Source organism: Emticicia fluvialis (assembly GCF_024793945.1).
Classification (GTDB): domain Bacteria; phylum Bacteroidota; class Bacteroidia; order Cytophagales; family Spirosomataceae; genus Emticicia; species Emticicia fluvialis.
Genome location: NZ_JANUSD010000001.1, coordinates 153691 through 177346, shown reverse-complemented (window position 1 = coordinate 177346; position 23656 = coordinate 153691). Strand labels below are relative to the sequence as shown.

The window sequence follows — 23656 nt, the reverse complement described above, 5'->3', positions numbered from 1 at the left end:
GTCAATAATGTTTTTTAAAGTGAGAAATCAAACTTAAGTGCTGTTTTACCAGACTCAATAAATTCGCTTGAGTTTAGCTTTTTGAAGGGAGCCTCGCCCACCCCAATTTTATAGGCCGCAGTGGTTGGTATGGCAATTAACAGACAAATCAGGTCCAGGATGCTTAACTCCGCACCAGCAATGGTTTGATACAAGGCAGAAAAAAACGGAATATTCAATGCCGTGCTTAATGTGGCTCTCACCGCCATTACCGTAGCCTTAAGCGTTTTGAAAAGCAGTTTCACTAAATCTTTAGCCAGTTCAAGCCCAATATTGGCCAGCGAAAGGGCGATGTATTTCAGAAGGTCAAGAATGGGTAACTCGCCCATAAAGAAAGCGTAGAACTTATCAGCCACACCGCTCAGTGAATTAACCAGCAGGTCTTTGTATTTCAGCAGGGTAGGCAGAATCTCATCAAAAGCACTCAGGAAGGCATCTTTTATCTGGCCGGGCATTGACTGAATGCTTTCTGACTTACCCTGCTCAAGATAGCTTTTCTTAGAACCCACCCAGTTTGTTCTGCTGTCTGTTGCCGAATCGCTGTCCTTTTTTCGGGGGTCATCTATGCTTTCAATACCCAAATCAAACTGTATGTCTTTCTGGATATTTTCAATAAAAGAAACCACTACTTTTTCAAATGCGCCTATTTCTTCTTCAAAGCCCGTAAACAAATTGAGGGTATATCCTTTAAGCGCGTTCTTGGTGGCAATAATATCGCTCCAGTTAAACAAAAACGCCAGATACTCAAACAAGTCTTTAAAGAACGACTTCACGCTGTTAAATACTTTCTCTACAAAAGCCACCACTTTTTTAGCAGTATCTACCAGAAAATCAAAAACCTGACCCGCTATTTCAATAATTACTTTATAGATTTTCCCGGCGGCTTCTACTACAAATCTGGTAACGGTTTCAAAACCACGTTCTACTGCATGAAATACGTCTCCGATGGCATTGCTTAACCAGTTACCTGAACTACCCCTGGTATTTGAGACAGCCTGAGTACTTAATGTCACTGCTGCACCGGAGGCAATTTGTTCGTTGGCATCGCCCATTTGGGCTATGGCTTTGGCCATTGATGCCAACTCTTTCTCGCTTACGCCAGTAATAAGCTGTTTACCGGTTTGGGTTCTGGCTTTTTTAAGCGCATCGGTGGTAGAAAGCTGCGTTTTTATTTTAGTCATAATTCCGGATGATGGCTCAATTTCAATGGTATCATCCAGAAAATCACCCGATAGAATTATTTTACCTGCCTGTAAGGATTTAACCGGATAAATGATGTTGACCATCTGGTTCTGGGCGAGGTCCAGGGTAACGGGTGTTTCATCAATAAGAAAGTACCTGCGGTTATTGATGTAAACAACGATGTTTTCGTCAGACGATATGGCTACTTTCCTGTCAAACATCTGTTGCATTTTTTCGGCTGTAAAGCCTAGTTCAATGGTGTAGGACTCTATTTCGCGGCTGAAGTTCATGTTATCAATATGCAAAAACTGTTCATGCCATTGGGTACTTACTTTATCCTGCCAGAAATGCAGCAGGCCATCTTCTTTTTTATCTTTTGACTGCCCCAGCAAATAAAGCTGATTAATGAGGTTGCGGCCTTTTACGCTTTCAAACTCTTCAATATCACCCTGCATCTGTAATGGGGGGGGCCAGGCTTTACCCACTATTGAATTGGCTGACGCCGCATCATAAGTACGGTTATTGATATAATACAAGCCCGATTTGTTACTCTTTTTACCAATAACCCAGATGGCAACGTCTTTTTTAAATCTTGAAACGTCTATCTTATAAAACTTCAGTTCATGGGCTGATGAAACAATTTCTTCTTTTCCGCTATACGGATTCTGGAACCTGAAAATGCCTTTGCCAGATGTATACAGCACGCTGTTGCCGTTGTCGTCCGGCAGCAAATCAAAAGATTCAATTTCTGCCCCGGTATCAAACCTGTATTGGGCAGCCGTTCCGTATTTATCAGCTTCTAAAGCCCTGAACAACAGTGTGCGGTTCTGCTGCACAAAATACAGAATAAACACGCCATAGCTGTTACCCAGCTTGCCTAGGTTTATCTGTTTAACTCTGGTGGCGTTTTCGGGCAATGAATACGCAACCGGTTGATTTGCATACTTAAAATAATAAAAGTTGGCATCGGTGCTGGTATAGTTTGCACTGAAGAGCAGGCCTTGCTCGTCCATCGTAATGTGGTCAATGATGCGCTCTTTGCGCTCAATTGTTTTTTGCTGCCAGTTATAGGTTGGTTCCCATAAATCGTTATTAATAGAACCTATTGTGATGGCATCAGAGACCAACAGTTCAGATAACCCTCCTTTACGACGGGCATAGCTGATCCTGAACTGACCCTTGGTCTGATTTTCATATATACCAAATGCCGTTACTTCATAATTTGAGTCTGAAATGGTATGCATTCGCCAGCCAGAGCTCGCTGTATCTGAGTGCACCAAAACCTGAAGCTGGCCGCGTTTGTCTGTAAAAAACAAAAAGGCTTCATCTTCGTCTGCTTTAACGCAACGTAAACCTTTACCGGAATCAATTATGCTTTCGGGTACATAATTCTGCATGAGTTCACAGTGGTAGTTAACCGTTATGCCCGATTTTTGAGGTAAACTTTCTTTATGTTCCATTGCTTTTAATCTTAAGATTGTAATTAATCAGAGTTTAACAGATAGGTTTTATTGGGCTTTTGGAGCGTAGGCAATATCAAACAAAACCGCATCATCTTCATCTTTTTTTCCGGTAAGAAGCCTGATGGTTTTATAAGTAAAAGTATTGCTGCCCGGCAGGACAATACGGCTATTGAATGTTGACAAATTGCTTATGTCAATATTCGAGAAGATAGCGTTCGATAATTTTATTTTGAGAGATCCTTCTCTTAAGGCAGCAATAATCACCGCCCCCAAAACACCTAAGGGATTAAAGAAATCAAGGAAAATATCAAATGCTTTATCCCAACCATCTTTGTATTGAGGTTTTTCAACATCAGCCCCAATCTGTGGCGCTTCATATTTTGATTTCAGGTCAATTTTCCCGTCGGCCGATGCTGTAAGAATGACCGAAACTTTTCCCTTTTTGCCAACCTTGCCTTCTATTGCATAAGCTCCGCTGGTTGAAAAAGGCATATCAACACCAATAGTTGAACCAAGGTTAATAAGGCCTATCAATTTGTTTTCCTTTTCTACATGCTTGTTGCCTTCAATAACTACATCAAAATTAATCTCTAAACCCCAGGCCTCCTGCCGTTGTGCCGATACCTGTTGGATACTGCTCAGGTCAAGCCTGAAATCAAACCATGTATCTCCACCCACGCACTTCACTCCTCTTCGGTTGCCCCAGTCGTTTATATGATACCCTTCCAAAGTACGGCTCAGATTATTCTTGAAATTGGCAACCATAGCGGGCCACAGGTTGTCTTCTACGTATTTTTTAACAAAGGTTTTGTAATCAATGGCAAATACCCCATTAACGGTCTCCCTTGATGCATCTGCCCTGTTTTCAATCAGACTCTTCGGCAAGCTGCCCCTCGTTAGGTCGGCCGGAAAAGCATGATTATCAATCTGCATCATAAAATTGAAAGACTTGCAGCCACCAATACTGCTATTTGTAGTGGAATAGGTAATACCCGTAGGCTTAAAGAGCGAGTCGGTAAGTGTCTTTTTAGGTATAAGTTTATAGCCTAGTATGTAGGGGTTCTCTTCTGTTTTCAGGCTCTTGAAATAATTATTCATAATTAACTGCAGCCAAGCCGAACCGCCTTTGTTTATTTCGTTGCTTCTTTGCTCGTCATAATCGCTTATGTTGGCATTCTGAAAATCCATAAACAAGGCTTCAATGGTAAATACATCGTCGGTAATGCCTTCTTTTATCAGCAACTGCCTGTCTTCCACACCCATCGCCATTTCTTTGGCTTTTATAACCCGGTTACCTATGGCAACCCTAAAGGCATAGCTTAAATTTTTAAAGTCTTTTTCAATAATGGTCTCGGCCTTCAGTTTATCATCGTACTCACGAGAGTAAATAGTGCCCATTTCAAGATTAACAATAAAAAACAGCCTGGCGCTGTCGTTGTCGATAATATCTATCTCAAAAGACCTGACTTTTGCCTCTAAAGCGCAGTCATACACTTTATAAACGGCTCTTTTGTCTATTACTTCTTCCATATCCTCCAGCTTGTCTCTCAGCTTGCTCAATTTGTCTTTGTCAGGTTTTTCTTTGGCCTTTTCTGACTTGATATCTGCTTTAAGCTGCTGAATCTTTGTTGCTGTTTCTAAGTCAAAAGCACTTTTCCAGAGTTTAATGTTGGTTCCGAAAGCATCGGTTTCATTAATGATTTGTTTTCCTTCTTTATCAGTCAGAAAACACCAGTGAGTAGGAATAACATTAAACATCATTAACTGCTCAAACTGAGAGTTAATCTTGTCTACTGATAAGGCCAGGGCCATATCGAATAATCCTAAGTTTTTTTTCATAGTTTATAAAGTGAATTTTTTTGGGGGGTGTAAATAAGCCTGATTGAAAAGCTGTTTTCAATTATCTCAATGCTAAGAATAATGTACTTAAGAGTTTCAAAAACAAAATAAGCCACAACTAACACACGGCCATCCCGGCAAGGATAGCAGCAGGTTATTGACAAAAAGAAAAGAGCAGCCTGTGCAGCAACATTCGTCATTTCTGAATGCCACTTTACCGGGCCAAAAAAGGCAATTGATTTGATTTATGCACTCGGCGTAGAAAGTAAACTACTGGTCTTCAAAAGCAGATGGCTTGAATCTTTTTTAAGAAAACAGTTGAGCAAACGCCTGAGGACAAAAAGGTTTTGAGCACAAAAAAGTCAGCAAAACATTTACGATTTATGCGCAAACACCTTCGGGGTACTTTAATTAGTCAGCATTAGATTCAGAGCAATAAAACTTGGTGTGGCCTTTTTATTGTTCTAAACCATCGCAAAGTAAATAAATTTTCAGAAAGTGCAAATCTGTTAAAATAAAACTTAGCAAACGGTTAAATTAAATGAGCCGGTGTTTTGTTGATAAGCAAAGACAGTATCTTAGAACCAGAAATACCTAGATTAATGAATAATTTACCGAAACCAGAAGTATGGCTCAGAGGCGCCTTACCTGATGTGCCTGCGCTTTTACAACCCATTGCCCATGCTTTGCTACAGGCGCAGGAAGAGGTGCAGGAACTGATGGCCGGTTTTCCTGAACATCTTTTGTGGGAAAGGCCCGCGGGTGTGGCCGCGCCTGCGTTTCATTTACAGCATCTTACGGGGGTTCTGGACAGGCTCTTTACTTATGCCAGCGGTAATGCGCTTAGTGCTGCGCAATTACAAGCCTTATCGGCAGAAGGGAAAGCAGATGAGCGCATCAAATTAAAAGACCTGCTGAATGCATTTGACCTTCAAATTGAGCAATCGCTGGCAGCATTGAAGCAAACTGATGAAAAAACACTTACTGAAACAAGAGAAGTAGGCCGCGCCAAACTGCCATCAACCGTGATAGGCTTGCTGACACATGCGGCTGAACACACCACCAGGCACGTAGGCCAATTGCTGGTGACAGTTAAAGTATTGGGCAGGTAATTAAACGCAGGGGGATTACAGATTCTCGTCAGGGGTTAATAACCTTGATTTGATTACGAATCTGACGCCAAGCGGAATTTCAAGCGAAAAACTCGCACCACGGCCCTTCACAACATCTAAAGTAAGGTGGGTGTGCTTCCAGTATTCAAACTGGTCGCGAGACATATAAAAAGGGCACCCGGCCACATAGCCCAGCAACACATCGTTGTCGTCTATGTACATTTCACCTCGTTGAAAACACATAGGGGCTGAGCCGTCGCAGCAACCGCCGCTTTGATGAAAAATCAGGTTGCCGTAGTTTCCTTTTAGCTTTTCTACCAGCTCGGCAGCCTCTGGGCTTATCGCTACTCTTTGCAAGCGTTCCATAGTTTTGACTTAAAAACAAGCAGGAGGGGTTTAGCCCCCCCCCCGCCCGTTTGTATTAAAAGAAACCCAGTTTGTTTTTGTCGTAAGAAATAAGCATATTTTTTACCTGACGATAATGGCTCAGCATCATCTTATGTGTTTCGCGGCCTATACCTGATTTCTTATACCCCCCAAAAGGCGCATGAGCCGGATACGCATGATAACAGTTAACCCAAACCCGGCCTGCTTTTATTGCTCGCGCTACCTTATAAGCCTGATTTGTGTCGCGTGTCCAGACACCCGCACCTAAACCATACAATGTATCATTAGCAATTGCCAGTGCCTCGGCCTCGTCTTTAAAGGTGGTTACACAAACAACAGGACCAAAAATTTCTTCCTGAAATACCCGCATTTTGTTATTGCCCCTAAAGATTGTCGGCTGAATGTAGTAGCCCCCTTCCAGGCCTTCATTGTAGGCCGACCCGCCACCTGTTAGCACCTCTGCCCCTTCTTCTTTGCCTATGGCAATGTAGTTCAGGATTTTCTCATACTGGTCGTTAGATGCCTGCGCGCCCATCATGGTAGTTGGGTCTAAAGGGTGCCCTTGTTTAATGGCCTTTGTACGCGCTACCACTCTTTCTATAAAGGCATCATAAATACTTTCTTCTACCAGGATTCTCGACGGGCAGGTACATACCTCGCCCTGATTCAAGGCAAACATTACGGCTCCTTCAAGGCATTTATCAAAGAACTCATCATCGGCATCCATAATGCTTTTAAAGAATATGTTCGGCGATTTACCGCCCAGCTCGAGCGTTACCGGTATGATATTCTTTGATGCGTATTGCATAATCAACTGCCCGGTGGTGGTTTCGCCTGTAAAAGCAATTTTATTGATTCTTGGGCTTGATGCCAACGGCTTGCCGGCCTCTATACCAAAACCGTTTACTACATTTATAACACCCGCCGGCAGCACATCCTGAATCATCTCCATCAGTACCAGAATACCCACCGGCGTTTGCTCTGCCGGTTTCAGCACAACGCAGTTTCCTGCTGCCAATGCCGGAGCCAGTTTCCATGCTGCCATCAGTAATGGAAAATTCCAGGGTATAATCTGGCCTACTACGCCCAGTGGCTCCAGAATATTCATTGATACCGTGTTTGCATCAAGCTCACTAACCGAGCCTTCTTCTGCTCTGATAACCCCGGCAAAATATCTGAAATGGTCTATTGCCAGTGGTAAGTCAGCAGCCATCGTTTCTCTTATCGGCTTTCCGTTGTCCCAGGTTTCGGCTTTGGCCAGCGTTTCAATGTTTTTCTCCATTACATCGGCTATCTTCAAAAGAATATTGCTTCTTACAGTAGCCGAAGTGTTATTCCAATAGGGCGCTGCTGCCCAGGCGGCATCCAGCGCTTTTTCAATATCTTCTTCTGTTGACCTGGCAACCGATGTAAAAACTTTTCCGTCAACCGGAGACACATTGTCAAAATACTCCCCTCTCACCGGTGGTATCCATTTACCGCCAATAAAATTTTCGTACTGATTTTTAAATTCAGGAATAGCGATAAGGGTTCTTTCCTTTTCGAGCAATTCAGCCATAGTTTTGGTCGTTTAATAGTGTAAGATATAATTCTTGTGCAAAATTATCTTGCAAAATTCATATTTAATTCGCCTTTTCTACCAAAAAGATGAACAATTCTCTAATTCTTACAAAGTCGGTTTCATTTAGATAAATTATATTATATATTTGAATAGTGACATTTCAACAACCTATTAAATTATGGAACTTTCAGAGTCATTTTTGAAAACAAGACGGATTGAAACACTGGTTGAAAACAGGTCTACTTTTACGCTGAATCATACCGAACTCAGTATTTTTGAGACCCACCAGATGGCTGAAAACGTTTACCTGAAGTTTTCTGACCCGGTGCTGGCCAGTATGATTTCAGGCAAAAAAATCATGCATCTGAACCAGCACATGGATTTTGACTTTCTGCCGGGCGAATCGGTAATTCTGCCGTCTGATGAAATCATGTGTATTGATTTTCCGGAAGCAAGCCTTAAGAATCCTACTAAATGCCTGGCTATGGCTTTTGATCAGGAAAGGCTCGACAAAGTCATTAATAATCTGAATGAAATACGCCCCAAAATAGATAATCAGGAATGGAAGTTTACCAGCAACAATTTTCATTTTACAAACGATATTGCTATTCAACAGATATTGCAGCGTCTGGTATTTATATTTACCGAACAGCACCCCTCTAAAGATATATTTGCCGACCTGATGATTCAGGAGTTAATAATCAGGATAGTTCAGACAGAAACCAGGGTGTTGTATTCAAAGAATGCGGCAAGGCTGGCGTCAGACAACCGCATTGCCCATGTGATAAACTATATTAAAGAAAATATACGCGAGCAGATTCAGGTAGAGCAACTTTGCAAACTTGCCTGCATGAGCGAATCTAATTTTTACAGGGTATTTAAAGAAGAAATGGGTATATCGCCCATTGAGTTTATTATAGAAGAACGAATCAAGCTGGCATCGAGCCTGCTTAAAAACCCCGAGTTCCGTATCAAAGATGTCTATTTTGAAAGCGGCTTCAATAGTTTGTCTTATTTCAATCGCATATTTAAGAAAAAATACAAGGTTTCTCCAAGCGAATACAAGCATCAGGCGGCGACCATCGGTTAATTAATTAGCCGACGAACTGCTTCGCCGGCTCAGGTAAAAGCTGTATGTAATCAATTATCAGTTCTTCATCGCCTTAAATTCAGTAATTAAAAAGGTACTCCAGGTGGTCGCGCTCCGAAGCAATAGTGGCGCCTAAAGGCCAGTCAATCTCGGTATATTCAAAGTTTCCCTGTCTAATAATGCTTACCAGGTCAAAGGCCTTTTTGGGCATTTGCAACTTATAAGACTTCGGGATAAATACCTCATCTACCTCATGGTTTTCAATAAACCGGCGTAGGCCTCTGCGGCTACGGTTATGAAAAAGCTTCATTTCAAGATTGACAATCTGAAACTCAAAACGGTTTTTTAAAACCTCAAGTGCTGCCTTAAACTCAGGTGTAATTTTACTGGCCAGCTTGGTTTGTGGTCTGTAAAACAAAAGTTCGGTGATGGAGTCCTGAAGATATTCGGCATAAATAAGTATGACACGATGTGGCCCGCCCGAGCTGTTCTCCAGTGCATATTTTAATGTGTTCAGCGATGCCACGCGAAAGTCAATCGGAATTAAAATAGTTTTCTGCATACCTCCTTCATTTAATGGATGATTGAGGTACAAAAATCAGCAAACAGCATTAGTGCCGCTTAAGAACCACATTAGAATGTTATTAGAGACATTAGAGCCGGATTAGAAAATTATTTAACCAGCCTTGCTAACGGAAAACTGATTTGAACGCTGGTACCGCTGCCTGCTTTTGAGGTAAGCACCAAAGTGCCGTTATGTAATTTAATAATATTACGTGCCAATGGCAGGCCAATACCAAAGCCCTCAAAAAGATGAGTGTTTGATGCCCGGAAGAAAGGGTCATATATAAAGGGGAGGTCAGACTCCGGTATGCCAATTCCCTGGTCTTTAATAAAAAGCATCACCTGCTCCTGGCTGCTGCCGATATGTACAGAAACAGGCTTATTATGTGAGTATTTACAGGCATTGTTCAGCAGGTTGGCCAAAGCCAGATGCAGCAACTGCTTGTTGCCGCTCACTTTCAGTTTTTTGTGGTCTTCGGGCAGCAGGCTCAGGTCGAGCATTATTTTATTTTCAGGGTTCAGCCGGTCTATGAGGGCCTTTACTTCCCACACTACTTCATCGAGCCGCACAATTTCAAATGCTACGTTTTTCCCTTTGTAACCCGTCTGCGCCAGAAACAGCAAAGACCTTGTTATCTCGTTCAGGCGCTCGGCTTGTTGCAGCACATTCTGCAATACTTTCTGGTATTCTTCAGGTTTGCGTTCTTTGATAAGCGCTACGTCGGCTTCACCAATAATTGCGGTAAGTGGGGTAGCCAGTTCGTGCGAAGCATTGCTGATAAAATTCTTCTGGGTTTCAAAAGCTGTTTCAATCCTGTTCAGCAGGTCATTGAAAGTACTGGCCAGTTCGCTTATCTCATTATTATTCTCCGGCTCTTTCAGCCGCAAGTGTATGTTTTCAGTGCTAATTTGTTTTACCTTGTCTATCATTTCCTTGATGGGGTCAAAGAAGTGCTTGGAAAAATAAACTGAAAGATAAACCGTTACCACCACCGTAAACAATATACCCCAGAGCAGAATGTTTCTTAAGAATTTAAGATGATGCGACACAAACCTGTTGTTGGCCGATACAATAACAATATAAGTGGCGTTTTCATGCTGCAATTTTATGCCGCTGTAAAAAACGTTCCCTTCCTGATACCGTGCCCGGCCCTCTTTCATAATATTATTTAACAAAGAGACTGGTACCTGATGTGCTTCAGACAATTCTTCAAAGTCGGTTTTTGCACTCACTTTTAAGATATACTCTTTTTCTGCTTCCAGTTTTTCCAAGTGTTGGTCGCGTATTTTCTTAAAAGTTTCAGCATTGGCCGTATCAATTTTCAGATTGTACTTGGCACCTATGCTTGCTCGGGTTTCTAAGCGCTTATAAAAATCTATATAAGAATACTCATTCAGAAAAAAGTAAATGCCAATACTGAACGACAGCAAAATAAAGCTGTTGAACAATACCAGCGAAAACGCTATTTTGGTTTGTGTTTTCATGCTTCTTTCAACACATAACCCATACCAATGACAGTATGAATCAGCTTTTGTTTATAGTCTGAGTCAAGTTTTTTGCGCAGATAATTGATGTAGACATCAACCACGTTTGTGCCCAGGTCGAAGTTAATATCCCAGGCACTTTCAAGTAAATCTAATCTCGACAAAACCTTGCCGCGGTTTTTCACCAGCGTAAGCAGCAGCCTGTATTCAGTAGCCGTTAATGAAATGGTATTGCCCCCTCTTTCTACGGTTTTGGCGTCGTCATTAATTTTCAGGTCGGCCATTACATAAATATTCTGCACGGGCTCGTTTAAGGCCTCATTTTTAAGAGCCGTCCGGCGTAGCAGGGCCTTTATTCTGGCGCTCAACTCAATAAACTTAAAGGGTTTTACCAGATAATCGTCTGCGCCTGTGTTAAGACCGAGTGCAATGTTTTCAGAAGTACCCAGTGCGGTCAGAAAAAGTATGGGCATCAGCAAACCACCGGCGCGCAGTTCCTTACAAATTTCAAGTCCGTTTTTATCTGGCAGCATAATATCAAGGATTATCAGGTCAAAAGTACCATTGAGCGCCATAGTAGTGCCAGAAGTGCCGTCTAACGCTACCGACACCTCATAGTTGTCTTCAGACAACCCACTTTTGATAAAGCTGACCACACTGATTTCATCTTCAATCAGAAGTATTTTTTTCATAAATAGTTGTAAGGCACAGAAAACCGCCAGCCGGCACTGTGCAGGTAGATATCAAGCAAAGATAACAAATTATTGAATTTTGCTAATATCTGCAAACCTGAAAGGAAGGCATAAAAAACCGGGCTTTCAGAATAAAGTCCGGCCCGGAGTACGGTAGATATATTTAACGGAGTGTCTTGGTTTTCTGAACGAGTATCGTTCTGAGGCTGTTTATTTTCCTGATAGCCCCCTTTTTATTGTTAACAGCCAGCAGGTTATAGATAGATTTTGCCTGCGCGCTTGCCTCCTGCTCTGTAGTTAAGTTGGCAAGGGCCAGTTCTAGCTGATATAACAGGCCGTTTACCTGCACCACATCGGCATCCATCAATATGGCTGCTCTCAGATGGCTGACGCTTTTTTCAAGCTCTACGCTGTTTTCATACTCTGCCACCTTTGCTGACGTGTAACTCTCGGCCTTAAAACCTTCTTCTGGTATACCGTTAAAGGTATAGTAAAGCACAATAAGCATCAGGCCCAGCACTGATAGAAAATTCTGTAAGTAATTCTGACGAGTGATAACCATAATTGTAATTGGGTACTTAACGCAACAAAATTCACTCTTTTACATTAAATGGAGTTTACCGTATTATTAAGAAAAAATGAATTTTTTAAGATTACAGCCCAAACTGAACTCGTTTGGAATACCCGGCAGGCCGGGTTGTTAGCAGTTTCTTAATATTAGGGCAATATTCAGTTTAAATCTTTGTATGACCTTTGTGGTATCAAAATGAAAGAAAAATGAAGAAAATACCCTATCAGTTAAATCAGAACCATTGGAAATATAGCAGCAAAATTACCAGTGGGTTTAATGAAGAGCGCATTTATGACGACTCAGATGATGAGTTCTTTGAAGAGGCTTTTGAAGGTAATGAGTTTGATGAGTATGAAGATGATTACTCAATTCAGGAAATGAAATGGGCCGCGTAATAGCTTAAGAAAGATATTTGTACATATGGTAATATAGTTTGTTTAGGTTAATTGATTGAAGATTAGCAGAGGAATTTTTCTTCTGCTTTATTTTTTTCTTTACATTTTGGTAATATCCTCTTAATCAATACTTTATAATCATTTCAGAAATTTGCTAATATGAACAAGGGCAAACATTTTCGTACAATTGTGCTTTCTGACCTCCACTTAGGAACAAGTGGTTGTAAAGCTAAAGAGGTAACCGAATTTCTGAAACAATACCGCTGTGAACGCCTCATTCTGAACGGCGACATTATTGATGGCTGGCAGTTGAAGAAATATGGCAACTGGAAGAAAAAACACACTGCTTTTTTTAGAGTTGTGCTAAAAAAAATGGACAAACATGATACCAAAGTTATTTATCTGCGTGGTAATCATGACGACTTCCTGGACCAGATTCTTCCATTAGTTGTTGGCCGTCAGTTTCAGATACGCCGCGATTACATCCTGAAATCGGGCGATAAAAGATTCTACGTAACACATGGCGACGTTTTTGACAGCATAACCACTAACATGAAATGGCTGGCGCATCTGGGCGACCTGGGCTACACATTGTTGCTATGGCTTAATAAAAACTATAATAAATATCGCGAATGGAGAGGCCTGCCTTATTATTCGCTTTCGCAGCAGGTGAAACAGGCTGTGAAACTAGCAGTGAATTATGTAACTGACTTTGAAGAAAAACTGGCCGAGCTTGCCAAAGCCAAAAATTGCGACGGTATCATTTGCGGGCATATCCATCAACCGGCTATCAGAGATATTGGCGGCGTATTGTATCTTAACTCGGGCGACTGGGTAGAAACGATGTCGGCCCTGGTAGAAGACTTTGACGGCAACTGGAGCCTGGTATATTACTCTGTAAGTGATTGCCAACCCGATGAAGACCCTGCCGAAGAGCCTGAAACAACTAAAGACGAAAGATTTGTTTTACCACGAATAGCCGCTGCATTATGAGGTTTCTGTTAATAGTGCAGGGAGAAGGCCGCGGGCATTTAACCCAGGCGATATCGCTTACAGAAATACTGGAAAGTAACGGCCATACAGTTGCCGGCGCATTAGTAGGCACAGCCACAGGTAAAGAAGTGCCCTCATTCTTCAGCGATAATTTCAGGAAGCAAATATTTCCTTTCTCAAGCCCTTATCTGGTTTATAACAATAAAACCAGGGCGCTTGATATTACAAAAACCATCAGCAATGCTTTTATTAAGCTGCCTGATTTTCTGAGAAGTCTCAAAGAAATAAATAAGGTGGTAAAAGCGCTTACACCTGATGTAATCATCAACTTTTATGATGTGCTGGGTGGGCTGCATCAACTTTTGTTCCGCCCGAAGCCAACTATGGTATGTATTGCGCACCAGTATCTGCTGCTTCATCCTGATTTTAAACACCCCGCCAATCACTGGCTTGACAAGCTACTCGTAAACACCAACACCCGTATTACTGCACTTAGAGCCACCAAAAAGCTGGCGCTTTCATTTACGGAGTTCACAAATCATGAGCCGCAGAAAATAGCAATTATCCCTCCTCTGTTGCGCTCGGAAATAACAGGTTTAAGCACCGACAACCAAGACTATCTGCTGGCATACGTAACCCAATTTTCGTTAGCAGAACAATTAATGGAATGGCACGACAAAAACCCTGATGTAGCTATTCACTGTTTCTGGGACAACCCCAATTATACAGACACTTTCCACTATTCGCCCAACCTATATTTTCATAAAATTAATGGCAGGAAATTTCTGGCAATGATGCAGAATTGCCGCGGGTTAGTTACTACTGCCGGTTTTGAATCAGTTTGCGAGGCCATGTACTTAGGCAAACCTACGCTTATGATTCCGGTTCCCAAACACTACGAACAAGCCTGTAATGCACTTGATGCCCACCGGGCAGGTGCTGGCATTACTGGCACCAGTTTCGACTTATCGGCTTTTATTGACTACCTGCCCACGCATCAGAACATCCGCTTTGATTTTCAATTCTGGTATAACAGTGGCTCTTTCAAATTTCTGCGCGAAATAGAGAACCTGAACCACCAGCCAGCCATGCAATGGCGTAACACCCGCCGCCGTGATGTGCTGCCACAGCTAATCAGACGCTGGGCTCTGGCGGTGTTTGCTCCACTGACAAGAAATTAAATAGTGGGTTACCTTCCTTGTATCCATTATTCAAAATACCAAAAAATAAAGACGAGTCTACCCGGCTCGTCTTTATTTTTTTAATAAGTGCAGATAAGATTACTTCATTATTTCCTTAATTTCTTTCCCTATTTCTTTTCCGTTTTCGAAATTAAAGCCCAGGAATTTAGCTGCCGTTTTAGCAATCTGATTCTGATAATACTGGCTTTCGGTTTTAATCTCTCCCAAGGCCGGGGTATCGGGGCCTATCACTGCAAACCATATCTGGTAGCAATCTGGCACACGTTGGCCGTGGCTGGTCCACTGTGCTTTGTTTTTATCGCCCCTGCCGTGGTCTGTTGTAATAATAAAAGTGGTTTTGTCTTTATACTGAGGCGTGCTCTGGCAGTACTTCCATAAGTCGGCAATGAATTTATCTACGGTGTTGGCAGCAAAAAGATACTCATCATATTTGGCTTCATGTGCAAACTCGTCGGTTTCATCAAACGACAAGAAAAAAACTTTAGGTTTGTGCTTCTTGACATACTCTTTGGCCATAAAATAAGTAATAAAGTCATGTCTGTCGCTGGCAAGGCTTTCGTAGTTGGCCAGAATTTCGTTCAGCAATTGCTCTTTCTCATTTACAGCGCCCTCAACAGGGTCTTTACCCGAATTTACCGGAATACCACTACGCGGCTCATTAATAATAAAAGGGAACACATCCCAGGTTGAATAAGCCGCCACTTTGCCGTTGAAACCCTTTTGCTGGTTCAGAAACTCAAGCACGGTTACATTTTCATTCAGTTTTTTATTGTTTGAATTGACTTTGTCGTCTGCATACCCGGTCAGAATCTCATTATAGCCCGGGTACGAGAACCAGTAAGGGTTCAGCACGTTTACTTTACTGTTTTGCCAGCGGTTACCGTATAGCTGGCCTTCTTTGGCAATAGTGTTCCAGAAAAAAGGCAGCAGTTTTTTTCTTCTTTCTTCAAGGTTATCAGACCCAAAAGTGGTTTTTAGCCGGTCGCGGTTTCTGGTAAATTCTTTCTTGTTTAAAAGAGAAGAGTCTAAACCTCCAAAAACTTCCTGCCAACGGAATCCGTCAGTTGTAATAATAAATACGTTTTCGGTTTTGGTCTGGGCAAAGGTTTCTGCAGCCAGTAAAAGCAACAAGAGAATTTTTTTCATAGTTGATAGATGTTTTTATAACAGATAGCAAACAAGGTAAGCAGGTTTCTTACCTTGTACAAAACCTATACTTCTTTAGCGCTTAAATAGTTTTTACAAATGGCCAGAAAATGCTCAAGGTCTGGCAACGGCAGGTTTTCTACCTTGGCGGCCTCGTCCCATCTTCTCATGCGGATGATTACATCAAAATAAGGATTCTTCTCAAATGCCCCGGCCTCTTCTTTTTCCATTCTGCCACCCTGAAACTCAAGTGTTTGCCTGCTGGCCTCAGATAAGTTACTGTAATAAGCCGGGTTGGCATAGCATAAATAGCGTTTGGCATTAACGTGGTTTTCAACCAGAACGGCTATTTTTTCAGAGAACCCACGTTCTCTCAGCCAGTCGGCGGCTACACCTTCATGGTCTTTACGCCCATAAACGGCCATCAGTTCTTCTTCTGATGCTGCCGGCAGCAAATGCCCGATATCGTGCAGAAAAGCGGCTATCTGCACCTCATCATCAAAGCCTGATACCTGCGCAAGAATAGCGGCCTGTGCGGCATGTTCATACTGGCTGATGGCCTCGCCATAATATTCTTCATCTCCCTGCGACAGGAAGATGTTTCTGATTTCATCAATTATACTGCTGATGTCTTTCATATCACTTACCTTATTATTGAAAGAAAAGTAGCAGAACAATGTCCTGCTACTTTCAACCTTATTTACACAAATCAATATTATTTCAAAATCCAGACTATATCGTTGATATCATCTTTGCCTGCGTACTGGCTATTGATAGCATCATTATAGTTTTTGGCGTTGGTAGTGCGTTCAGAAATCGGATACTGCCAACGAACCGCAATACGGTTGGAGTTACCGTTACCCACACCGCTTTCAAATTTAGGGAAACCCGTACGTCTCCAGTTAAAATATGCTTCCATGCCAGAGTTCATAAAGAAGGCGGCATATTTCTGGCTGATAATCTGCTCTAAGCCGGTAGCATTTTTACCAGCGTATTTTACAGCAGCCTGGCTGTAATAAGTATCAAAGCTAAAGTTAATGCTATAATTAGCAAGGTCGGCGGTTTCTCTGCCACCTGTCTTTGAGTAGGTCATGGTGTTGGCGCCATCTTTAATACCATAGAAATCAAGCGACGACTGAATACCTTTTTTATACCAAGCTTCGCCGTCTCCGCTGGCCCAGCTACGATGATACGCCTCTGCAATATTGAAGCACATTTCAGGATACCCTACAATGAAAGTGTTTTCAGCCGTATAATTACGGTAGTAACGGTAACGATTCTGGAACGAATACAAACCCGGAGCAAAACCAGCGCCATTGTTTCTACCGGCCTTGTCGCTCATGTCGGTTAAGTCTTCTGCCGAGCTTGCGCCTACAAATGCAGTGTAGTCTGAAGGCAATTTACCTGCTTTCAGTTCAGCGCCAGCCGGTTCGCAGGTTACCATTACGCGTGGGTCACGCAACGAAGACAACAAGCCAACATAAGTTTTTGCCATGTTCTGGCGGGTGGCATCAAAGCCAAAGTTGTCAGGGTTTGACGGATACTTGTTAAACTGATTGTATTTAAACTCCAGGTTATCTGATAAGCTCTCTAACAACGGAAACTTGCTTGGGTTACCCATCATCTCTGCAAAGCGGGCCTTGATGTTCAGGTCGCCATCGGTTTCTTTTTTGCTCAATGAAACCAGCACTCGCAGTTTATATGCGTTCACGGCTTTTTGCCATTTGCGCAGGTCACCGCCGAAGTAAAAATCCCCAGGAACGGTTTGTCCCTGTGCAATCAGAGTAGCCAGGTTTGCATTGGCTTCGTCAAGCCAGTTAAGAATCTGAATATATACCGCTTTTTGGGTATCATATTTCGGGGTGGTATTATCAATACCTTTCAAGGCTTCAGAAACCGGAAGGTCACCCACACGTTTGGTCATTTCTTCAATAAAGAAAGCTCTGAAGAATTTACCAAGCGCCGAGTATCCGTTTACGTCTGCAAGTCCGGCACGTTTGGCCTCTTCTTCCATTTTCACTACGTTTTTAAGGGTATTGTAGTGATTCGGAGTGGCTGTCCAGGTGTACTCGTTGTTGGCGTAGTAGTTGTAGTTAGAACAGTAAAACTGGTTCCAGCGCATTTCGGCGCTGAAAGGGCGGCCGGTATTACCTGCCATATCAGCCTCAACGCCCTGTAAAACAAGCGATGCAGGCACATGAACCGGGCGGTTCGGGTCTTTTTCAAGGTCTTCAAACGATTTTTCGCAACTGCTCAGCGTAACAGCCAAAACTGCGAAAACTCCTGCGAATAACTGATGTATCTTCATTGTTAAATGTTTTTATCTTGATGTTATTGAAATAAGGCTCATCTACATGAGCTGCCGGCTAATACCATGCTTAGAAAGTAAAGTTCAGGTTGATACCGTATCTTCTGGTTGATGGTGTCTGAAGACCAGACCCGCCATTGGTAATATACTGGTTAAGGTCAATGTCTTTTTTCTCGGCAAAGTAAAGCAGGTTTCTGCCTACTAATGATACCGAAGCATTTCTGATTGATTTCCCCAACCATTTCTCAGGCAGGTTATAACCTATTACCACTTCACGCAACATACCAAAAGAGCGGCTCATCAGGTTACCTTCGTCGGTATTATAGTAACGGCTCACGTAGTCTTGCACAAATTGTTTGGTGTCATTGGTTCTGTATATCAGTTCTTCGTAATTGGTTACTTTACCGTCAGCATCATATTTAATTGGCACAGCTGGTTTATTGGCAAGCAACACGCCTTCGCCTACATACGCTTTTACGCCCAGGTAGTCCTGCTCACGAGCTATACCCATTGCACCCTCTGTTATACCAATATGACGACCACCACGGTAGGTCTGGCGTTGGATGTAGTTTGAAATAACACCGCCGATACGACCGTCGAACTGGAAGCTCACGTTCACGTTTTTATAGCTGAATTTGTTATTGATACCAAACACAAACTTAGGATTAATATAACCCAGGAATTGCGCTACCGGAGTTGTAATTGGACGACCCGAAGCATCGTTAATGATTTGCCCGGTAGGAGTTCTTACAAAGGCCGACCCATAGAATTTATCAAGACGGTCGCCTACTTTAAAGAAGGTGTTCAGGTTCTCAACACCCGGATATATTTCGGTAAGTTTTTCCTGATAAGTTGAGTAGTTTACAAGCACGTCCCAGTTTAAGCCGTCGGCACTTTTAAGAGGTGAGCCTGTAAGAGCAATTTCCCATCCTCTTTTCTGCGTTTTGATACCATTCACCAAAGCTGCCGAATAACCGGTAGTGGTAGAGATAGGCAATGAGAAGATTCTCGGGCCTTCGTCAGAAATAAAGTAGGTTACATCAAGACCGATACGGTTCTGCAATACTCTGAAATCAAGACCAAGTTCTGTTTGTGAAGTAGAGCTTGGTTTCAATGATGGGTTGTTCAGCGTACCTGTAAAATAAGCAGCCGGTTGGTTGTTATAGGCAAATGGCGTTGAATAAACTGCCGAGTTACTATAAGCCGGGCCGTCATACGGTGAGTAATACTGGTCGCCATATCCAATCGGGTTGCCGTCGCCCAAACTTGGGGTTGTACCAATGGTGCTACGTGTTAAACCATCTTTTACGTTGGCGTATGAAGCACGCAGTTTCAGGAATGAAATAGCTGATGGTACACTCAGGTAGTCTGAAAGAACAGTTGAGGCAGAAACAGAAGGATAAAAGAATGTATTGTTACCGGCTGGTTGTGTCGAGAGTTTATCAACACGGCCGGTTGTTCCGATAGTCAGGAAATTCTTATACGTGAAGTCAGCCGAATAATAAGCCGAATTTACACGCATGGCAGAAGCAAAGTTGGCTGTGCGAACCGGATTGGCCGAGTTGCTGAAGTTATACAAGCCTGGTACGTTCAGGTAATCTGTAGACCCATACTGAGAATCATACTCAAAAGTACGGATATTACCCCCCGCCCATACTTTGGCATTAAGGCCACTAAACAGGTCTTTATCAAATTTAATAAGTACGTCGGTATTGTTTTCAAACAGGTTACGACGGTCTTCGCGGTAGTCTCCACGGCGTTCGTCACGGCCATAAGCTCCGGCAGAGTACGGCATTTTTTCGTTGCGGAACAGGTTCCAGGTGGTAACCTGCGAACGGAACGTCGCCTCAAGGTAGTCTGTAAATTTATAGGTTAATGCAGCCTGGCCTATGATATCGGTTTTGTAATGGCCTCTTAACCACTCATAACTCATAAAATACGGGTTATTGTAACGTTGGTATTCTGCGTAAATCTGCTGGATACCTTCTTTACCCGGTTGCCAGTAGTTGCGCATGTCGTCAACATTCCAGTCGGCACCCGCCCAAAGGGTCATGTTATAGATAATTGAATTGGGGCCGTAGTTTACATCCGGAATATTTGGCGTGTACTGCTTGTTATATTGCAGATTTGAAGTAAAAGAAAGGCGGTTTGAGAATTTGTAATCAGCACTTACATTGAAGTTGCTAATATTCAGTTTGGTGTTAGGAACAATGCCTCTTTGAGAAATCTGAGAAGCAGAGAAACGCAGGTTATACTTCTCGCCAGTAGCTGAAACAGCTATGTTATTAGTTGAAAGAATACCCGCCTGAAGGAAACGCTCAAGGTTGTCTTTACCACGCGCAACCCATGGTGTGCCCTGTCTTATGCCTGTTTTGGGGTCAACCGGGCTATCATACTGCGGTATCAGCTGGCCTTCAAATTTAGGTCCCCAGCCACCGTCATAGTCACCGTCGTTTAATCCACCACCTTTACCGTCAACAAATGCATAACGGCCGTGGTCTCCCGGGCCATACAAATCCTGTACTTTCGGAATGGCATAGAAACCGTTGTCAATCATGGTTGAAGAGTTCAGTTCAACCGAATACCCGCGTTTATCTTTAGAACCACGTTTGGTGGTAATGAGAATTGCACCGTTTTTACCACGGAAACCATAAAGCGCCGAAGCAGATGCCCCTTTCAGAACCGAGTAAGTTTCAATATCATCAGGGCTGATGTTCCAGGTGTCAGAGTTGATAGGTACACCGTCAACCACAAAAAGGATTTCGCTATTACCGCGAAGCGAGATATTTGGCTTGCGCAATAACTCAGGTTGAGTACCGATGGTTAAACCAGCAACTTTCCCCGCTAGTGCATTAATGGCGTTTGGCTCGCGTGCTTTAATAGTGGCGGCACCATCAATAGATTGAATAGCCACCCCGATGCGACGAATGTCTTTTTTGATACCAAGCGCTGTAACCACTACTTCGTTAAGGGCTTTGGTGTCTTCATTCAATGTAACATTAATAGTAGTCTGGTTACCTACTGAACGCTCTTCGGTTAAGTAACCAATGGCCGAAAAAACCAATACTGAATTGGCACCCACACCAGTAATCCTGAAATTTCCGTTTGCATCAGAATTGGTACCCTGTTTAGTACCCTTTAACATAACGCTTACTCCGGGGAGTCCCTCGCCGGTGGCAGAGGATACCTTCCCGCTTACAATAGTTTGTGCATAAATTGCCCTACTCATTAACAGGCTGCTCAGAAGAACCACCATGCATAATAGGAGATGTTTTTTCATATACTTTTGTTTTTGACGTTAAAAAAGATGTTAATCGTTTAGATTTAAATAATAACTCGTCAGCAGGTTTTCAGGCTGCAAAAGTACGCCTGTAACATTCTGTGAATATTATGTCTGAATTAAGCTATTGTTAAGTCGGTTAGGGAAGCAAAAAAAGTCAGCAATACAATTAGGAGAAAATTATGAAATAAATGACAATTATCAAGAAGATTTTTTTGCAGCACCAATTATTACAATGGCCAAGGCAACGTAAAGTAAAATACAGCCTGCGGGCATAAACCCTTAAACCTGAAAGTATGCCCCATTAAGACCGCGTCATAGACGCTTTTGTAAAGCCCCGGCTCTTAACTTTAGCCTTACAATTACTTCACCAAATCATAACATACCAACCTTTCTTAATTTATCTGCATACTTGTAGTTTTGAGTTCTAATCAATGCACAAAAATGCTTACTGCACTTCAAATAAAAACTTTTGCAGGGTCTGAGATTCAAAGCATATTTAATGAAATTAAACATTTTCTGTATCCGTCCTACCGATACCTGCAGGGCAATTGTCATTGCAATGCCCATTTGGGTTCTCTTTTGTTAGCAAAGCATGCTGTTCCTCACAAGAAAATATGGGTTTTTGCACCATGCCGATACTCCGAACACTCGCGTGAGGTTTTCCGGATTCAGGACCCTAACGGCATGGCTCCGCTTGGCCATATACGTTGGGGTTACCACGTGGCCCCAATGATTGAGTGGCAGGATCAGGAGCTGATTTTTGACTTTAATTTTTCAGAAACAAAACCGCTGAGCCGCGAAGAATGGCTGGGGCATATGAACACCCCTAACTATAAATGTGTGATTACGGAAGCCGACCTGTTTTTGTTTTATTCAAGCCCTTCGGCATTAAAGCCTGACAAGAGCCTGTTTAATGGCAACTTCTACCCCATAGAAGGCCTATGCCAGCAAAACAGGTGGTTTGAAAAAGGCCTTGCCGCTAACGAAACCGCCCTGCTGATGTATCAGGAGGTAATTCAGGTGGCTCTTCAAAAAAAGGCCAATGCCAAACTGATAAACGAGTACAAGTTTCTGATTGGCAGCATTAATAATTTTGAGTGTGTGTTCAGAGACAAAAGCACCAACAAAAGAATGACGCCGGAGTTTCAGGAAAAACACCATGATTTAATTCATTATTACCGAGGCGTGTTTGAAGACAATGTAGAAAAATGGTCTGAATCAATTAAACAGATTATCAGGGCTTAATAGTCTTCAGTTCTCTCCCGGCTATGTCTTCCCATTTGTAAAGGTGAAAAGTTCTGTCATCGCTCATGGCTATAAAAAAACCCTTTTGAAAGGTTTTGTTCAGCGGCAGGGCAATGGTTTCAGAACCGTCACTCTGGTGGGCCTGCACTTTTACAACTTTTAACAACCGGTGCTCGTATGGATTTTCTCTGGTGCCTTCCCGACTGAAAATATGGAACTTATCTGCACCCTGATCCGAAACCAGAATATACCCGGTAGTTTTAGAGAGTCTATACAGCGATATTCCCTCGTGGTCTTCCGTAAATCCGGTGGTGGCAAACAGGCTTAACTGGTTATTACCCTTTTCTGGGTCAGCAAAGTACTGCCTTACACCCACTCCCTCGTCTGAATAATACACATAGCCCAGTTCATCATCAACCATAATTGATTCTATTTCTTTTTTGCCGCTATATAAACCAAACTTTCTTACAAGGGTGGCTTTCACCCGGCCGCTGCCATCATCATTTAACAAATATTGCCCTAAATAGCCTCCGGCTGTTGGCCCGGTTTTCCGGCCTACAATGGCATATATCTGGCCTTTTTTAGTTTTATATAAAGCTATTCCCATCAGGTCTCTGAAACCCGCCTCATTTTCATTCTCAAAAACAGCTATGCCCCCGTTATCAATGGGTTTCATATCAGGCAATGAAAAAATCCTGAGTTTATGCGTGTAGCGTTCGGTAGTTACCGCAATGTCGGTGGCCACGCCATTTAAAACAAGCCCATATTCAATATCCACATTATTAGGTCTTTTCAGCCCGCGCACCACTTTGTCTTCCTGAACTTTGCCTTGTAAATCAAAAACATAAAGGGCGCCATCCTGGTCTTTGTCTGTTCCTAAAATCAGGCTTTTGCCGGGGTCTTTCGGGTTAATCCAAACTGCAGGGTCATCTGAGTCTCTTCTCACGCTATCGGTTACATAAACCGGCGCAATAACCGATTCAGCAGCCGAAACATTTTGAATGGAAGATGGCTGCTGCCTGTTTACACAAGATAATAAGAGCAGACATAAAAAGGGCACTAAACGGATATTCATAATGGGAACAGATTAAACCCCAAG

The 23656-nt window shown here is 42.6% G+C and carries 19 protein-coding genes; 6 read left to right on the top strand and 13 right to left on the bottom strand.

Annotated features, from left to right (window positions below; genetic code table 11):
• Window positions 1–14: 14 nt before the first annotated feature.
• Window positions 15–2681, bottom strand: coding sequence for a hypothetical protein (locus NZ848_RS00715; RefSeq protein WP_259013966.1), 2667 nt, complete (start codon window positions 2679–2681; stop codon window positions 15–17).
• 48 nt (window positions 2682–2729) lie between these two features.
• A complete protein-coding gene (locus NZ848_RS00710) occupies window positions 2730–4523 on the bottom strand; it encodes a hypothetical protein (protein ID WP_259013965.1) in 1794 nt (597 codons plus the stop codon).
• Window positions 4524–5125: 602 nt separating this feature from the next.
• Between NZ848_RS00710 and NZ848_RS00705 the strand changes: the two genes are divergently transcribed.
• On the top strand, window positions 5126–5635 hold the full coding sequence (locus NZ848_RS00705) for a DinB family protein (RefSeq protein ID WP_259013964.1): 510 nt from the start codon (window positions 5126–5128) through the stop codon (window positions 5633–5635).
• 15 nt (window positions 5636–5650) lie between these two features.
• Here the strand turns inward: NZ848_RS00705 and NZ848_RS00700 are convergent, their stop codons facing one another.
• Both NZ848_RS00700 and exaC read right to left on the bottom strand, forming a co-directional pair.
• On the bottom strand, window positions 5651–6001 hold the full coding sequence (locus tag NZ848_RS00700; RefSeq protein ID WP_259013963.1) for a DUF779 domain-containing protein: 351 nt from the start codon (window positions 5999–6001) through the stop codon (window positions 5651–5653).
• A 55-nt stretch (window positions 6002–6056) separates the two neighbouring features.
• Entirely contained in the window at window positions 6057–7580 is a 1524-nt protein-coding gene (gene exaC / locus NZ848_RS00695; RefSeq protein ID WP_259013962.1) for an acetaldehyde dehydrogenase ExaC, read from the bottom strand.
• Between the two features lie 181 nt (window positions 7581–7761).
• Here exaC and NZ848_RS00690 point away from each other — a divergent pair, with 181 nt between their 5' ends.
• Window positions 7762–8673, top strand: a complete 912-nt coding sequence (locus NZ848_RS00690) for an AraC family transcriptional regulator (protein WP_259013961.1) — start codon at window positions 7762–7764, stop codon at window positions 8671–8673.
• 79 nt (window positions 8674–8752) lie between these two features.
• Here the strand turns inward: NZ848_RS00690 and NZ848_RS00685 are convergent, their stop codons facing one another.
• The 4 genes from NZ848_RS00685 to NZ848_RS00670 all read right to left on the bottom strand — a co-directional run bounded on the left by NZ848_RS00685 (window position 8753) and on the right by NZ848_RS00670 (window position 11976).
• Window positions 8753–9235, bottom strand: a complete 483-nt coding sequence (locus NZ848_RS00685) for a universal stress protein (RefSeq protein WP_101727218.1) — start codon at window positions 9233–9235, stop codon at window positions 8753–8755.
• Window positions 9236–9345: 110 nt separating this feature from the next.
• Window positions 9346–10722 (bottom strand): HAMP domain-containing sensor histidine kinase, encoded by a 1377-nt coding sequence (locus NZ848_RS00680; RefSeq protein ID WP_259013960.1) that lies wholly within the window; start codon window positions 10720–10722, stop codon window positions 9346–9348.
• Window positions 10719–11414, bottom strand: coding sequence for a response regulator transcription factor (locus NZ848_RS00675; RefSeq protein WP_253533085.1), 696 nt, complete (start codon window positions 11412–11414; stop codon window positions 10719–10721). Before NZ848_RS00675 ends, NZ848_RS00680 begins: the two co-directional genes overlap by 4 nt.
• A gap of 163 nt (window positions 11415–11577) precedes the next feature.
• Complete coding sequence (locus tag NZ848_RS00670) at window positions 11578–11976, bottom strand: hypothetical protein (protein ID WP_259013959.1); 399 nt, start codon at window positions 11974–11976, stop codon at window positions 11578–11580.
• Window positions 11977–12191: 215 nt separating this feature from the next.
• Between NZ848_RS00670 and NZ848_RS00665 the strand changes: the two genes are divergently transcribed.
• The 3 genes from NZ848_RS00665 (at window position 12192) to NZ848_RS00655 (ending at window position 14554) form a co-directional block, all read left to right on the top strand.
• Complete coding sequence (locus tag NZ848_RS00665; RefSeq protein ID WP_253533081.1) at window positions 12192–12380, top strand: hypothetical protein; 189 nt, start codon at window positions 12192–12194, stop codon at window positions 12378–12380.
• Between the two features lie 159 nt (window positions 12381–12539).
• The gene (locus NZ848_RS00660; RefSeq protein WP_259013958.1) at window positions 12540–13373 is read left to right on the top strand and encodes a UDP-2,3-diacylglucosamine diphosphatase; all 834 of its coding nucleotides are present in this window, start codon (window positions 12540–12542) and stop codon (window positions 13371–13373) included.
• The gene (locus NZ848_RS00655) at window positions 13370–14554 is read left to right on the top strand and encodes a glycosyltransferase family protein (RefSeq protein ID WP_259013957.1); all 1185 of its coding nucleotides are present in this window, start codon (window positions 13370–13372) and stop codon (window positions 14552–14554) included. Before NZ848_RS00660 ends, NZ848_RS00655 begins: the two co-directional genes overlap by 4 nt.
• Before the next feature lie 99 nt (window positions 14555–14653).
• Here the strand turns inward: NZ848_RS00655 and NZ848_RS00650 are convergent, their stop codons facing one another.
• The 4 genes from NZ848_RS00650 to NZ848_RS00635 form a co-directional block, all read right to left on the bottom strand.
• A complete protein-coding gene (locus NZ848_RS00650) occupies window positions 14654–15721 on the bottom strand; it encodes an alkaline phosphatase family protein (protein ID WP_259013956.1) in 1068 nt (355 codons plus the stop codon).
• A 65-nt stretch (window positions 15722–15786) separates the two neighbouring features.
• Window positions 15787–16359, bottom strand: a complete 573-nt coding sequence (locus tag NZ848_RS00645; RefSeq protein WP_101726629.1) for a phosphonate degradation HD-domain oxygenase — start codon at window positions 16357–16359, stop codon at window positions 15787–15789.
• A gap of 77 nt (window positions 16360–16436) precedes the next feature.
• Window positions 16437–18029 (bottom strand): SusD/RagB family nutrient-binding outer membrane lipoprotein, encoded by a 1593-nt coding sequence (locus NZ848_RS00640; RefSeq protein ID WP_259013955.1) that lies wholly within the window; start codon window positions 18027–18029, stop codon window positions 16437–16439.
• Between the two features lie 70 nt (window positions 18030–18099).
• Window positions 18100–21309, bottom strand: a complete 3210-nt coding sequence (locus NZ848_RS00635; RefSeq protein WP_390890840.1) for a SusC/RagA family TonB-linked outer membrane protein — start codon at window positions 21307–21309, stop codon at window positions 18100–18102.
• A gap of 444 nt (window positions 21310–21753) precedes the next feature.
• Here NZ848_RS00635 and NZ848_RS00630 point away from each other — a divergent pair, with 444 nt between their 5' ends.
• The gene (locus NZ848_RS00630; protein WP_259013954.1) at window positions 21754–22557 is read left to right on the top strand and encodes a protein-glutamine glutaminase family protein; all 804 of its coding nucleotides are present in this window, start codon (window positions 21754–21756) and stop codon (window positions 22555–22557) included.
• Here the strand turns inward: NZ848_RS00630 and NZ848_RS00625 are convergent.
• Window positions 22547–23632 (bottom strand): phytase, encoded by a 1086-nt coding sequence (locus NZ848_RS00625; RefSeq protein ID WP_259013953.1) that lies wholly within the window; start codon window positions 23630–23632, stop codon window positions 22547–22549. The two genes, NZ848_RS00630 and NZ848_RS00625, sit on opposite strands and share 11 nt — an antisense overlap.
• Window positions 23633–23656: the final 24 nt, after the last annotated feature.